Annotated in this window: 13 protein-coding genes; 4 read left to right on the top strand and 9 right to left on the bottom strand. The window is 42.0% G+C overall.

From position 1 onward, the window contains the following. Positions 1 to 18: 18 nt before the first annotated feature. The 3 genes from L3V41_RS08065 to L3V41_RS08055 are packed head-to-tail and all read left to right on the top strand — an operon-like array spanning position 19 to position 5,573. Positions 19 to 1,251, top strand: coding sequence for an exonuclease SbcCD subunit D C-terminal domain-containing protein (locus L3V41_RS08065; protein ID WP_237127519.1), 1,233 nt, complete (start codon positions 19 to 21; stop codon positions 1,249 to 1,251). Continuing rightward, a complete protein-coding gene (locus tag L3V41_RS08060) occupies positions 1,248 to 4,901 on the top strand; it encodes an AAA family ATPase (RefSeq protein WP_237127518.1) in 3,654 nt (1,217 codons plus the stop codon). The genes L3V41_RS08065 and L3V41_RS08060 overlap by 4 nt, the downstream gene beginning before the upstream one ends. Positions 4,902 to 4,910: 9 nt before the next feature. Continuing rightward, the gene (locus L3V41_RS08055; RefSeq protein WP_237115525.1) at positions 4,911 to 5,573 is read left to right on the top strand and encodes a class I SAM-dependent methyltransferase; all 663 of its coding nucleotides are present in this window, start codon (positions 4,911 to 4,913) and stop codon (positions 5,571 to 5,573) included. 304 nt (positions 5,574 to 5,877) lie between these two features. On the opposite strand, the gene L3V41_RS08050 is transcribed toward L3V41_RS08055, so the two are convergent. The 6 genes from L3V41_RS08050 to L3V41_RS08025 form a co-directional block, all read right to left on the bottom strand. Further along, positions 5,878 to 6,675 (bottom strand): alpha/beta hydrolase, encoded by a 798-nt coding sequence (locus tag L3V41_RS08050; protein WP_237127601.1) that lies wholly within the window; start codon positions 6,673 to 6,675, stop codon positions 5,878 to 5,880. Between the two features lie 776 nt (positions 6,676 to 7,451). Further along, positions 7,452 to 9,149 (bottom strand): gamma-glutamyltransferase, encoded by a 1,698-nt coding sequence (ggt, locus tag L3V41_RS08045; RefSeq protein WP_237127517.1) that lies wholly within the window; start codon positions 9,147 to 9,149, stop codon positions 7,452 to 7,454. A 131-nt stretch (positions 9,150 to 9,280) separates the two neighbouring features. Further along, positions 9,281 to 10,096, bottom strand: a complete 816-nt coding sequence (locus L3V41_RS08040) for a transporter substrate-binding domain-containing protein (RefSeq protein ID WP_062567830.1) — start codon at positions 10,094 to 10,096, stop codon at positions 9,281 to 9,283. Between the two features lie 27 nt (positions 10,097 to 10,123). Continuing rightward, positions 10,124 to 10,492, bottom strand: coding sequence for a response regulator (locus tag L3V41_RS08035; RefSeq protein WP_062567831.1), 369 nt, complete (start codon positions 10,490 to 10,492; stop codon positions 10,124 to 10,126). Between the two features lie 66 nt (positions 10,493 to 10,558). Beyond that, positions 10,559 to 11,095, bottom strand: a complete 537-nt coding sequence (locus L3V41_RS08030) for a hypothetical protein (protein WP_062568165.1) — start codon at positions 11,093 to 11,095, stop codon at positions 10,559 to 10,561. After that, positions 11,095 to 11,544 (bottom strand): YaiI/YqxD family protein, encoded by a 450-nt coding sequence (locus tag L3V41_RS08025; protein ID WP_062567832.1) that lies wholly within the window; start codon positions 11,542 to 11,544, stop codon positions 11,095 to 11,097. Before L3V41_RS08025 ends, L3V41_RS08030 begins: the two co-directional genes overlap by 1 nt. 102 nt (positions 11,545 to 11,646) lie before the next feature. Between L3V41_RS08025 and L3V41_RS08020 the strand changes: the two genes are divergently transcribed. Next, positions 11,647 to 12,180, top strand: a complete 534-nt coding sequence (locus tag L3V41_RS08020; RefSeq protein ID WP_062567833.1) for a lipocalin family protein — start codon at positions 11,647 to 11,649, stop codon at positions 12,178 to 12,180. 174 nt (positions 12,181 to 12,354) lie between these two features. On the opposite strand, the gene L3V41_RS08015 is transcribed toward L3V41_RS08020, so the two are convergent. The 3 genes from L3V41_RS08015 to L3V41_RS08005 are packed head-to-tail and all read right to left on the bottom strand — an operon-like array spanning position 12,355 to position 14,629. After that, on the bottom strand, positions 12,355 to 12,690 hold the full coding sequence (locus L3V41_RS08015; RefSeq protein WP_062567834.1) for a DUF3325 domain-containing protein: 336 nt from the start codon (positions 12,688 to 12,690) through the stop codon (positions 12,355 to 12,357). Beyond that, positions 12,687 to 14,288 (bottom strand): PepSY-associated TM helix domain-containing protein, encoded by a 1,602-nt coding sequence (locus L3V41_RS08010; protein ID WP_237127516.1) that lies wholly within the window; start codon positions 14,286 to 14,288, stop codon positions 12,687 to 12,689. The genes L3V41_RS08015 and L3V41_RS08010 overlap by 4 nt, the downstream gene beginning before the upstream one ends. Next, positions 14,285 to 14,629, bottom strand: a complete 345-nt coding sequence (locus tag L3V41_RS08005) for a hypothetical protein (RefSeq protein WP_237127515.1) — start codon at positions 14,627 to 14,629, stop codon at positions 14,285 to 14,287. Before L3V41_RS08005 ends, L3V41_RS08010 begins: the two co-directional genes overlap by 4 nt. Positions 14,630 to 14,680: the final 51 nt, after the last annotated feature.

Here is a 14,680-nt window from a genome sequence, read left to right as displayed (position 1 = left end):
AAATAATAAGAGCGTTTAATGAAAGTCCTTCATACATCTGATTGGCATTTAGGCCAACAATTCTACGAGCACTCCCGATTCGATGAGCATCAAGCATTTCTAGCTTGGTTAACCGATACGCTTGTCTCAGAACAGATCGACTTATTACTGGTTGCGGGTGACATTTATCATACGGCAACGCCACCTACCAGCGCAGAAAACCAACTCTACCAATTTATTAAAACCACTAAGCAGCATTGCCCTGACTTACACATAGTGATTATTGCTGGTAACCATGATTCAGCAAATCGAATTATGGCGGCAAAGCCTTTATTGGCTCAGTTTGATACGCATGTTGTTGGCCGCTTTGATAGCAATGCTCCTCATGAAGTAGTCCTGGCAATCAGCACAAAAAACGGCGATGCGAATGTTGTTGCCATGCCATTTTTACGTAACAGTGATTTAAGCAGTTATAACCGCCAACAAGAGCAACCGTTAAGTTACAACCAAGCCGTTGCCCTTGCCTACAAAGATGCATTACAAGCAGCAAGCGAATTACCAAACGCGCCATTAATTGCCATGGGCCACCTGCATGCAAAAGGCGGAGACATCTCATCTGATTCTGAACGTAACTTAGTGATTGGTGGTGAAGATGCGATATCGGCAAGCATATTTACTGATCAACCCGATTATGTCGCGCTAGGGCATCTTCATAAGGCCCAAACCGTCGCGAAGAAAGAGACCATTCGCTACAGTGGCACGCCAATGCCAATGTCATTTTCTGAAAGACGCTATCAGCATCAAGTTGTGCTAGTCGAGCTTAGTGACTCAGGAACTTCTGTAAACCCCCTTTACATTCCTAGCTTTTGTAAAGTCATGTTGCTACCGGAAAAAGACTGTGTGCCACTAAACGAACTCTGTGAGCTTATAAAACAGCTCGATTTAACAGATGAAGATTTAGCGCCATACCTGCGGGTTAAATTGAGCGCCCATGACACTGACACCACTTTCAGAGAGCAAATAGAACAAGCCCTTGAAGGTAAGCAGGTTAAGTTCTGCGGCATTGAAAGGGTGAGACAGCAGAGTAATCAGCAAGACGATGAGCAAACCCTATTTGAAGATGTCTCGCAAATTGAAGCGCTAAACCCACATTCACTTTTAGAGCAAGCATTTGCAAACAATAAAGATATGGCAGGGCAGGCGGTGCCAAAAGAACTAGAAAGCTTATTAAGCCAAGTGATCGATGAATTGAATGCGGAGGATCTACTATGAAAATTTTAGCAATTCGTGTTCATCAACTCGCCTCTATCTTAGACGCCGAAGTCGACTTTAGCACTTCGCCTTTAAAAGAGGCGGGACTATTTGCCATCACAGGTGATACTGGCGCGGGTAAAAGTACTTTACTCGATGCCGTTTGCTTAGCACTGTACAACAAAACCGCACGACTACGAGGTGATACAGGCAATAAAATTGACTTTAATGGCGACAACATCAAACTCAATGACTCGCGAAACTTATTACGCCGCGGGGCAGGGCAGGGGTTTGCCGAAGTCGACTTTATAGGCCAAGACAAACAGCTTTACCGTGCAAGGTTAAGCTTTAGCCGCGCTCGTAATAAAGCTGATGGTAAATTACAGCCCGCACAACATAGCCTCTATTCATTACCTGATGAAGCCCTCATCGCTGATAGAAGCGCAGCAGGTAAAGAAATTGAACGTATTATTGGTTTGAGCTTTGAACAGTTCTCACGAGCTGTACTGCTTGCACAACATGAATTTGCCGCCTTTTTAAAAGCAACCGGTGATGAACGTGCGCAATTACTTGAATGTTTGACAGGCACCGATAAATTTAGCCGTATTGGTCAGCGAATTTTTGAACGCCATCGTGAGCAGCTGCAAGCATTAGAGCAGTTAAAGTTAAGTTTAAGTAATTATCAGGTTTTAAGCCCTGAAGAGGTCGAAACTAAACAAGCAGAACACAAAGCGCTTGAGGCTAAACTTGCTGAGTTACAAAAACAAATAAAACAATTTGAACAGTTCCAAGCGTGGTATAAACAAGCATTGCAGCAGCAACAACAGCTAAACCAAGCTGAGCAAGCAAAGCAAGAGTTACAGCAACAAATGCACGCGCTTGCTGAAAAAGCCACTGAAGCAAAACAAGCCCAGCAATGCTTAGAAATAAAGGATAACCGTGAACGCGTCACTTCGATTACAGCTCAACATGGGCAACTTATTAAAAACCGGGAGCAGCTTTTAAACGTTGACCATAAAACACTAATCAAAGACGCTGAGCAAACGCTTGAGAAGCAAACTGCGCAACTAAACCAAGCAAAGCAAGCACAAAAAGACGCGCAACCTATTATTAGCCAGGCCCGTGAGTTAGATAAACAACTTGCGGTTTTAAATCAGCAAGCAACGGCGCAAAAAGTACAAGCAGAAAAAGCAAAGCACCATCATCAAGAGCTGACTAATACACTAAATAGCCATAAAGCCGAGCAGCAAAAACAGCTCGAGCAGCAAGCGCAAATAAATAGCTATTTAGAGGCACATGCACAATGGCAACCATTAGCGAAAGACTGGTCATTCTATAAAAGTGAGTTAAGCCGCTTTAGCCAGCAACAGCACACGATTAGCCAATCACAGCAAAACGTAAACTCTCTTCAGCCTAAAATTGATGAGCAGCAAGCAGCCGCGCAGCAGTGCAAAACTCAATTTCAAATCCTTGAACAAGAAATTCAGCGCTTAAATGAGCAAGATACCGCCTTTAAATCGAGTTTAAATACCCAATCAATGGCTGATATTGATGCGGGGCTTGAGGCGATTAAACACCTGATTGAAAAACGCCAAGTGTGGCAAACTAATCATCAGCAGTTAAAAAATTGGCAAACCCAGCTAAACACATTAAGCCAAACTGAGCAGCAACTACAAACCGCACTAAAAGATGCGCAGCAAGGGGCAGAACAAGCACAGCAACAGGTTTCGCTTTGTGAGCAAAACTTACAGCAAGTGCAATTAAGAGCCAGTGAAGGAGTCAGCCAGTTACGTGCCACCTTAAAAGCAGGGGAGCCGTGCGCGGTATGTGGCTCAAAAGAGCACCCATTTATGCATGAAGAAATGGTGAACGAGCAATTTAGCCAGCTTATTAACGACTTTACCAAGGAGCTAACTAACGCCAAACAGCATTTAAAAGCTCAGCTAACATTACAGCAAGCTAAAAGTAATGAGCTGGCGGCATGCAGCCAACAGATAAGCTCATTAAACGGGCAAATCTCAGAACTGAGTGCTCAACAACAGAGCCTCAAAGAAACTATGGCAGCAAGCCGTACTGAGCTAAATGATTTAACCGAAGCTCAGTTAAACGAGCGTCAGCAACAGCTCAGCCTGCAAAAACAGCAATACTATAAAACTCTTGAGCAGCAACAACAGCTGCAAAATACGCTTGCAGCTAAGCAAGCTGAGTACAATAAGCAAGGGCAAACGCTGCATAGTAAAGAGCAGCAACTAAACGAATTGCAGCAACAGCTAAATAATCTGCAAACACGCTTAAATGAGCTCAATGATGAGCATCAGCAGCTACATGCCACACTGAATCAACAGTTCACCAGTGCACCTTGGTGGCAGGCACTCAATACACAAAACATTTCTTTAGAGGTCATTGCAGAGCACGTTGAGGCTTATCAGGCGTCGCTGCAAACTGCGGATGAGCTTAAAGCTAGTTTAAAAGCCATTGAGCAGCACCTTGCGCATGTAACACCGCAGCTTAACGAAGCACATACCTCTTTAACTCAGTGCAACGAGCAACTAAGCCAAACTCAAACCGAATTAACGCAGATACAATCAAAGCGCGAGGGCTTATTGAGTAACGCAGCAATATCGGTAGATGAGTTTATAGCAGAGCTTGAAAAGGCGGTAGATTCCGCGCAGCAGGCACTGCAACTTGCCCTGACAACCCATAGTAATGCGGTGAAGGCGCGTGACGAACAAGCCATTCAAATAGCAAATCTTGACGAACGTGAAAAAGAACTAAACGCTGAACATGCGGCACTTAATGAACGCTTTAGCCATTGGTTTAGCGATTTTAAAGCGCAGCACACAAGTTTGGATGAACAAGCAGTTAGTCAGCTATTAACGATAAACCCAACTGAGATCAAGAAAACATTGGCTGATCACCACACTGCCGAGAGTAGCTTAAAAGACGCTGAGGCACTGTTAAAACAGTTACAAAAAGCTCAAGCTCAGCACCAAAAAGATAAACCTGCACTGAGTGAAGATGAGCTGCAAATACAGCTTAATCAAACAACAGAGCAACAAGTGCAAGCTAATAACGCATTATTGCAAGTTGCGACGGAGCTTAAAACCCATCAACAAAATAGCCAAGCGCTGGCAGATAAACAAAAGCAATTAGTAGAGCAGCAAAAAAGCTATGAACACTGGCATCTACTCAATAAGGTATTGGGGGATGCCAGCGGCAAAACCATGCGTAATTTAGCACAAACGCAAACCTTAAAAATACTGTTGCACTACGCGAATAGTCACTTACAGACACTAAATAAACGCTACAAATTAACCGCTATAGGACAAACCCTCGATATCGCAATTATCGATAGAGATATGGCCGATGAGCAGCGCTCTGTTAATACGTTATCGGGTGGTGAGTCATTTTTGGTGTCGTTAGCCCTCGCATTAGGGCTTGCCTCCTTATCGTCAAATAAAGTGCAAATAAACTCTTTGTTTATCGACGAGGGTTTTGGTACGTTGGACAGTGAAACGTTAAGCATCGCGATGGATGCTCTTGATTCTCTGCAAGCACAGGGCCGCAAAGTCGGGGTGATTTCTCACGTCTCAGAAATGACCGAACGCGTTGCCACCCAAGTGCATGTGGCGAAAAAACCAGGTGGTTATTCGACCATCTCAGTTATTTAAAGGATTAGCATGCCAACTTTTAATCATGAAGAAGCAAGTCACTACGACGAACGTATTTTGCGACTAGTTCCAGGTTATGAGCTATTACATCAAGCAACCGCAGCCCAATTAGCAACAACGCTGAACGATAATGCGTGCATTTTAGTGGTTGGTGCCGGAACAGGTAAAGAAATCATTGAATTAGCGGCGTTAAAACCAGGCTGGCAGTTTATTGCTCAAGATATCTCACAAGACATGCTCGATATTGCCGAGCAGCAGTTTGGCCAGCATAACATCAGCGACCGAGTAACAGTGCATTGCGGTGATATCAACGGCATCGACAGCCAGTGTGACGCCGCACTGTGTTTACTAGTCATGCACTTTGTTGAAGATAACGGCGATAAAAAAGCACTATTAAAAGCGATTCACAGCAAGCTCAAAAAATCGAGCAACTTATACATTGCCGATTTAATGCGCCCAGAATCTGCTTTTGAGCGCGAGTCACAACTACAGCTTTGTTCACAGTTAGGTTTGACTGAAGCCGGCACAGAGCGCATGCGCCACAACCTAGAGCACGAGTTTTACCCATTAGACCGAATTCGTTTTTCTGAATTAGTAAATGAAACTGGATTCAGCACCCCTAAACAGTATTTTAAAGTGCTTGGTTTTACAGGGTATGTGGTTGGGAGTTAATAGCTGTAGGCGCGATTTTGCATCGCGCCACATGCCAAGCAGCATATCAATAATTACACGGTAAACCCGCTGCTACCACGTCGAAATTTGCTCTCTTAAGGGGTTCAATCTGAGAGCTCAAAGCTTGTAACTTTACTTGATCTGCCACATTTGATTATTAGAGTTGAATCTTACCGAGAATAACAGCTTTGTGCCTTGAGTCGACGAACTCATTTCTGGACAAAATGTTTCAGAGCCGAATGACGGCTCTATACCAGACATTGGTAACGTCCATAGTTGTTTGGGGGTCGGTTGCCTTTGCTTGTTAGTGGTTATCCAGCTTTTGCATCAGTACTAAAAGCTCATTTAAAACCAGTTCTGGTTCATCAATCTGCACAAAATGACCACTTTTTCCAGTCAACACAGATTTACCCTGTGGGAAAGCACTCGCCCACTCCTGCCATAGTTCACCCCACATTTTTCTGCCCTGATCCGTGAAAAACAAATTGGCTGGTTTTTCTACTTTTCTTACAGAGGTAATCACTGTTACGGGCATATCTTTGATTTGTGGGTAATCAGGTAGCGGTCTTTTACTCCAGAAATCTAGATATTGGTTCGACATACCATCGGCCATGTCATCCAGTTTGATCTGAGCAATTTCTCGATTAGCTTTTTCTAAATCAATAGCACGCAATATATCAACATCATGTTCGGAAGACGGGTCTAACATTAACAGTGCTTTTATTTGTTTTGGGTAAGCTGCGGCGAACTCTCTCGCAACGCTGCCACCATATGAATGAGCAACTAAAATGACCGGCTGGTTAACATCTAATGCAACTAAAAACTCGCTGGCGTATTCTGCATAATCACTTGATGTAAAATGCCTCTTAATAGCTGTGGAGTTGCCATTTCCAACTCTAGAATAACGAATAACCGTGGCATGCTCAGCTATTTGGTTAAAAACGGGCTCCCAGTCAGACATGCCAGCACTACCACCGGCCTCCAAAAGAACTATATGCTTACCATTACCTGCAACTTCATACTCAAGTTCAAATTCATTGACGTTGATAAGTGTCGGTTGAGCTGAAACAGTAAAAGATAATGCGATACCAATAAACGTGATTAACTTCAAAACTACTCCTTAAAACATTAACATTTTAGCTTTTATGCGGCACGCAGTTTGTGTTGCATAATCGCTTGTTGGATTGAGGCGCTACCTGCTCGGTGTGTGAGAATTGGTGTTTTTATGCTATGGGAATTTGCTTTTATGACCTAAGCTACACCAAGCCTGCTTAATCGGCGCGCCTGTCGCATCTATGCTGTCCCTATATTGCTCAGTGTTTGTCATGTTGTTATTACAACTAAATTAGGCTTTATAAGCAACCACTATAGGCTATTTCAGTATTAACTTATTTAATGAGTTTATTCATGACTTGCCTTCCAGTAATGGAATAACCCTTAGGTAAGTGTGGCTCAAATGTCCTGAGTAGGCTCTCCACATAGCGGCTAAGTTCAACAACTCTCTTAAATGACTGGTTCTCGCTCAGAGCCGACCTATAGAGTAATTACGCTAACGCACTTTGGGGCAAAATGCGTTACAAGAACGTCCGCTTTATAAAATAAAGTCATTAGCACTAACTAGCTGTGACCGCCTTTTATCCGCTCATAGCCGCCTGTTAGACGAGGTTTATACCTTCTCACCTAAACTGTAAGATCTGATACGAGCTAAGACACTTAATTCACAACCTACTAACTTGTTGGGTATCACTCCTCTCTACCCAACCCACGAGCTATGAATCATCGCGCGAAATAAATTTCACGCCTACGCGATGTAAAATCGCTGCGACCTCAAAGCTCGTAATATTACTCTTTATCTTTATAACTCGCTAACTTGCGAGCCTAATACCCAGCTGCTTGACCATCTTTACGGGTTTCAGATGCACCATAATAAACACCGGTTTTAGGGTCTTTCAATATAGCTTGATAACCACCATAGGGGCCAACGGCGTCTTGCAAAGTGTGGCCTTTCTTTATTAGCTCACGGCGGGTTTCCATTGAAAAACCTGACTCTAAGCTAACAAAACCACCATCCTCCATGATTTCACCAGTTGGTTGCGATGACCCCGTATGCAGAATACGTGGCGCATCACCGGCTTCTTGCAGGTTCATGCCAAAATCAATCATGTTGATAAGTATTTGAGCATGCATTTGTGGCTGCGTCGCACCGCCCATCACGCCATAACTCATATATGGCTTACCATCTTTGGTGACAAACGCAGGAATGATTGTATGAAATGGTCGTTTACCTGGCTCATATTGGTTCATGTGGCCTTTTTTAAGCGCGAACATTTCGCCCCGGTTTTGCAATACAAAGCCTAATTTAGCAGGTGTCATACCAGAGCCCATACCACGGTAATTACTTTGAATAAGCGAAACCATGTTGCCGTCTTTATCGGCGGTCGTCATATAAATAGTATCGCCTTCTACTGGGCCTGCATGGTCACGTTTTGCGGCCTTGTTAGGGTCTATCAGTTTGCGTCTTTGGTCAGCATACTGCTGCGAAATAAGTGTTTGTACAGGAATCGTGTTAAACGCTGGATCCGCGTAATATTTTGCACGATCTGCAAAAGCGAGCTTTTTCGCCTCAACAAAGGTATGGACGTATTCTGGGCTATCAAAGCCCATTGCTTTGATATCGTAACCCTCAAGAATATTAAGAATTTGCTGTGCAGCAATACCTTGGCCATTTGGTGGCAATTCCCAGAGCGTATACCCTCTATAATCAGCGCTCACAGGTTTGACCCACTCGCTATGGTGCGCAGCTAAATCTTCATAGGATAAGTAGCCGCCGTTTTCTTGCATGTAGCGACCAATTTCTTTAGCAATATCGCCTTTATAAAAGGCATCGCGGCCGTCTTTGGCAATTTTGCGATAGGTGCTTGCAAGGGCTGGGTTCTTAAAGATTTCCCCTTTTTCAGGCATGGCCCCATTTGGCATATACACATCTTTAAAGCCCGGATATTTGCCACGAGCAGCAACACTTTTTTGCATGTAATAGGCAATCAGTTCAGACACTGGGAAGCCATTTTCAGCGTAGTCGATAGCAGGTTGGAGTAAGGCTTTCATTGGTGTTTTGCCAAACTTTTTATGTAACTCAAACCAACCATCGACAGCACCAGGAACCGACACTGGTAACGGCCCATAAGCAGGAATGGTGTCGCCTTGTGCTTTTAAGGCATCGAAAGACAAGCTTTGTGGTGAACGACCAGAGGCATTTAAGCCGTATAGTTGCTTGCTTTTATTATCCCAAACAATGGCAAATAAATCCCCACCAACTCCACATCCAGTCGGTTCAACAAGGCCAAGCACTGCGTTTGCCGCAATCGCCGCATCAATGGCATTACCACCATCTTTTAGTACTTGTAAGCCAACCTGCGTAGCTAACGGCTGTGATGTTGCAACCATACCTGATTGTGCGATGACTTCTGAACGGCTAGCAAAGTTATGGCCTGTGATGCGATCGTAAGCTTGGGTAGAGCCTGCTGTAGCTAAGCATAGAGCTAACACTATCCTTTTAATGAGTGGAGTTGGTTTCATCGTTATTGCCCTTTTATTGTTTTATTCACTATAAAAAGCAATTTAAAGCTAAGCAAAAGCTTTGCGTCCGAAGACCAAAAAATACGACTATTGCCAACAACCGAGCTAAATTAGACTTTCATTAAGAAAAACTAATAAATAGCGTTACCGGTAAAACACTCTTTTAACATAGCGGATGCATAAGGGTGGCTTTGCTGAGCCGAAGGTATAAACTGACTAACAATATCGTCAACTTGCTCGGTTGCTTTTAACTGCTTTAAATGACTTTGTAACTCTTTTACGGTTTCAATTGATGTGCTTTTATTCAGAGCTAAGTAGTTTCCAGCCAGTGCAGGATGGTTAAGCGCAAATACGGGGGCTAGCTGTTCGGGACTTAACCCCACTTTTTCTAATTGAGAAGCCAGTGTTAAGGCCGAGCCAATTAATAAGTCGTGCTCGCCTCTTTTAAACATTTTTAGCTCTTCAAATTTTTTTGAGTAAGTTAAAAAATGCTGACCTTCTTCCAGATTTAAATCCATTAAAACTGAGTGATATACATCTCCCCGTGCCACACCTACGGTGTAATTTCGTAAAGACGCCATACTATTCACAGTTATATCTGAGCGAGTCGCTAACTTATAAAAACATGTTTGCCCAGAAGCTAATGGACCAACCCAATAAAACTTCGATTCTCTTTGTGCTGTGCGTGAAGTTGAAAAGATGCCACTATTGGCTCTCGTTGAAACTAGTTGCATCGCTCTTTTCCAAGGGTATAAGTCAATAGTACAGTGTAAATTTGCGTTTTCGCAAAGAAGCCGAACAATCTCTGTGTTGATTCCCGTAATTTGGTCTTCTTTTTCGAAATTATAGGGAGGGAAAGACTCAGTATACAGTGTCAGTGTTTTTTGTTTAGCAAGCACATCCCCTACAAACATAAAAAACAACACGCTTAGCAGACGTATTAACATAGTCAACTCCACACGAAACCTATCACTTTAGTCATGCTTAACAATGCGGCTCAGCTGTTTATTTAGGGTATTCAGGCAAAATGGTTTAATAATAAAGCCATCAACTTTAGCACTAATCATATCTGTCACGGTCTCTTTACTGTCTTCGCATGTGACCATTAAAACAGGGATACTCTTAAAATCAGGTGTATCTCGCATTTGCATAAGTAAGCATTTACCATCCATTTTTGGCATATGCAAATCAGTAATGACTAGGTCAAAATGTTGCTTTCCTAATAACTCAATAGCTTGATTGCCATCTGTTGCTTCTGTGATGTCATCATAATCAAGGCGGCGCAACATGTTTATTAAAACATGGCGCATTAAAGGCATATCATCGACAACAAGAATTTTCATACTAAGCACACTAGCTTTTATAATATCTTAAGCTTAGTTTGCATACTCAATAACGCAATGGAGTATTCAAGCTAAGATATCAGCCACTAATTGGCTTAGTCGAGCAATCTTACTATTACTCAATTGCCGATAATCGAAGTAAGGGCATACGATAACCTTATCACTCTTGCTAATGGCAAACTCATCATCTATCCAAGTTAGTGGCGAATTAAGCTGCCCTGATTGAATCAGTTTTTTAGCATGAGTACGACCTGCAATAATATGCAATTGGTTACTTACATCTAAAAGTGGCGGACTAAACAAAAGCGCAGTGCAACTGTTAGCTTGCAGTAATAAATCATCTCGGAAGGTTTGCCAGTCACACGCTTGCTTTGCAAATTTAAAATGCTCACTAGGCAGAGCAAATAACACCTTAGCATATACGTTAAAAACTTTTCTCCAGCCATTGCCGCAAGCTTGATTTATGCTATTAATTTCGCCTGCTTGCATTGCATGCAAAAAATTGAGTGTTTGCCACGGCGCCATGGGTGGGCGCTTTTCAATATATACTGCAACGGTGAATTTGCTGTCTCCAAAACCCTGTAGCCGTTTCTTTGTGTCCATCATAATTTTTTTGCAAGAATGCGATCTAAATTATTGGCAAAGTTTTGCCTGTCGGCTTGGCTAAGAGGCGGTGGCCCTCCCGACATTTCAACTCCACTAGAACGCATTGTTTCCATAAAATCTCGTACGTTTAATCTAGAGCGAATATTCTCCGTGGTATACAGCTCTCCACGAGGATTCAGCGCTTGTGCATTTTTTTCTATTACTTCTGCAGCAAGTGGAATATCACCTGTGATAACCAAGTCACCCGCTTCAACACGTTTCACAATCTCGTTATCAGCAATATCAAACCCTGATGAAACCTGTATACGCGAAATAAACTTTGAAGGTGGGATACGCATCGCATGATTAGCAACCAGCGTTGTAACTGTTTGCGTGCGCTCTGCTGCGCGAAATAATATCTCTTTAATAACAGTAGGACAGGCATCCGCATCAACCCAAATTTTCATAGCACTCTCGACAGAATTTTTAAGTATGAGATAGTTTACCGTAATTGAACTTATTTACCGCTATTAACGTATTAAAATATTTGATTTTAAAAGGAGCTTTACGTGCGCAACTTCCATAAACTTCTCATTATAGCAATTACCTCTACGATACTCTCTGCGTGTACTGGCACTCCAGAGAACATAAAACCTGTTGAGAACTTTGAACTCAATAAATACACAGGTACTTGGTATGAAATTGCGCGGCTAGATCACTCTTTTGAACGTGGCTTAGAAGGAATAACAGCTCAATATTCAGTAAACCCTGATGGCAGTGTAAAAGTAATTAACAGAGGCTACAATCTTGAGGAACAAGCATGGGAGCAAGCCCAAGGCAAAGCTAAATTTGCGAGCAAACCTAACATAGGTCATTTAGAGGTTTCTTTCTTTGGCCCATTCTACAGCTCATATGTGATTTTTGAATTAGATAAAGAAAATTATCAATATGCATATATCACCGGCTACAACAAAGAATATTTATGGTTCCTATCAAGAACACCCAAGGTGAGCGAAGCACAATTAAAAGACTTTAAAGACACAGCTAAAAAATATGGCTTTAAAACCGAAGAATTAATCTTCGTTGAGCATGACAACCTGTAAAGGGGATTTACAGGTTGTCTTTAAAACATCATGGATGTGTAACACAACTGTCATTGAACCAAGGCAAACTCTGCTTTATTAAATTGAAGCAACATGTGATCCCCCCAATTTAATTCCCTGCTCGGGTAGGCTATGCCTACCCATTTTTTTCAGATCAGTTTTTTACTAACTAAGCTAGAAAATCATTACCGAAAAGCAACTTAACAGTAAAATTGATAAATTGAGTATACTGATATGCTTTACCCATGAAACAGTAAAACTATATAAAATCATGAGCATAAGTACACTTAGCGCCATATAACCGCAAAACAATAATGCACCATATCCACCTTCGCTCAGTACAGATAACACTAAACTTAGTAAAATAGTGATCCAGCCTGTAGCTAAAAAGCTATGTCGTTGTTTATCCGTTAGCTTCTTTTTAAAAACTTCACGAAAATGGTTAAACTTTGCTAAAGCAAAACAATTAAATGCCATAAAGCACAAACTAAACTGCAGTAATTCCATCATCCTTGTTGCTCCTTAAGGTCCTTGGGCTTTTGAAAACGGCGAGTACTTACTTTTTTGCTAGCAGTACGTAATTTTTTGCCCTGTAAAATAAACAGGCTTCCCGCAATAATGAAACCAAAATCAACGCAAAACAGCGTCCATTTTTGAGTTAGTAAATAACTGATCCAATTTCCCTCGGTTGTCATAGCATTTACTAAAGGAACAGCAAAACATACCAATGCGTTAAGCCACGCTGCTAATTGCCATTGACGTTTAGAGCTACTTATTATTGCCAACACAGTCATTGCTAACCATGCGAGGAAGAACACGAGTATTTCTTTATCGGCACGCGCTACCATCTCTAAAGGTAATAATCGATTAGCAATAAAAAATGATGCCGTTGCAAATGGTAACCCCATCAGGGTAGCTAGATTTAACGTTTCTACTAATTTCAAGCCAACCCCAGCTTGCTGCTGCGGCTTTAAACGCTCCCTTAAACGTTTAGCCCACATAATGCAGCCTGTAGCAATCATTGCGCAGCCAGCGATACCACATAAGAAATATAGCCAGCGTAATAATGGGCTAGCTAGTCGCCCTGCGTGTAATGCTGTCATCGAATCATAAAAGCGTGCTGATGCCGACCAATCTTTACCTTGCTCAGCGAGTAGTTCGCCAGTACTACCTGAAAATAAAAATGCCGCCCCATTATCCACGACCTCTTTACCTGTGTTCAAATACACACTCACGCGTGATGACTCTTTGTTTGCATCGCGAATAAAGAAGAAACCTATATCGGCATCAGGTGACTTAGTATAAACCTGATCTAAAATAGTATTCATGCTAACCAGTGGCGCAGGAACATCACTCGATTCGACACGAGCCCTGATAGGACTTGCCTCATTAAACATTTGTTGTAGCCCCTTCTCATACACCGTTTGAGCAGGGTAGGGGAAAACCATAAATATTAAGGTTATCAAGCCTGTATACGTAATCATAATATGAAATGGTAAGGCTAATACCGATGATACATTATGAGCATCAAGCCAACTGCGACTTCCTTTGTTTTTTCTAAAGCTAAACATATCTTTAAAAATACGCTTGTGAATAACAACACCAGTAATCAAGGCAATCAGCATAAATAATGATGCTAGACACACTAGCCAACGTGCCGTTCTGACATCGATGTAATGTAAATCAAAATGCAGTCGATAGAAAAAATACCCGCCTTTGGTCTCTCTTGGCGGCGCAATTTCCTCATTGATAGTAGGGTCTAAATAAGTCTCAGTAAATTTAGTGCGTCGTTGCCCTGGCTGCTTAGGCTCAGCATAACTATAGGTATATAAAGGGTTACGAGGCTCAGGTAAATAAATACGCCATGATGATGAGTCTGCTGCTTTATTTTGCAACTGCTCTACAGCATAGTTAATTTGCTGTCTTTGCTTAGCTAGGCGGTTATCTTGATGAGTAACAGTGTGCGTTTCTGGCTCGAACCAATAAGTAATCTCGTCTTTAAAAAAACTGATGGTGCCAGCAAAAAAAATTAAAAATAATAACCAACATACTAACAAACCAACCCAAGTATGTAGCCAGGTCATTGAACGAAAAAAGTTCTCTTTCATAACCAACCCTTAATCAACGAAAGAATTACAAACTGGACACCTGTAGTTAGTAAAATAGTGATCCAGACACGCTTTAATGACTTAACTGCAAACACCCAAATAAAAACACAACTATAAAAAAATACCGACAACGTAGTGGTTAATAACACACTGTCTAGCTGATTTAAGGGAAGCAAGATGGCTAACAAAGAGATAAGTACACTGGTAAATACATAGCCCCCAAAGATGGCAGCAATAAACCGAAAGAATACCGATATTCGGTAAGATATGCTCACAGAGCGCTTTTTAAACACATTTTTAGGACGCTGCGAAGGCACTGCATCAATGGATTGTGAATGCATGATAATCCTTTAAATAAACACGGATAGAAAGCGCACTATTATAAACTGACA

The sequence above is a fragment of the Pseudoalteromonas sp. L21 genome (assembly GCF_021728035.1).
Classification (GTDB): domain Bacteria; phylum Pseudomonadota; class Gammaproteobacteria; order Enterobacterales; family Alteromonadaceae; genus Pseudoalteromonas; species Pseudoalteromonas arabiensis.
The sequence above is the reverse complement of the archived record's forward strand: the minus strand, read 5'-3'. Positions and strand labels throughout refer to the sequence as shown.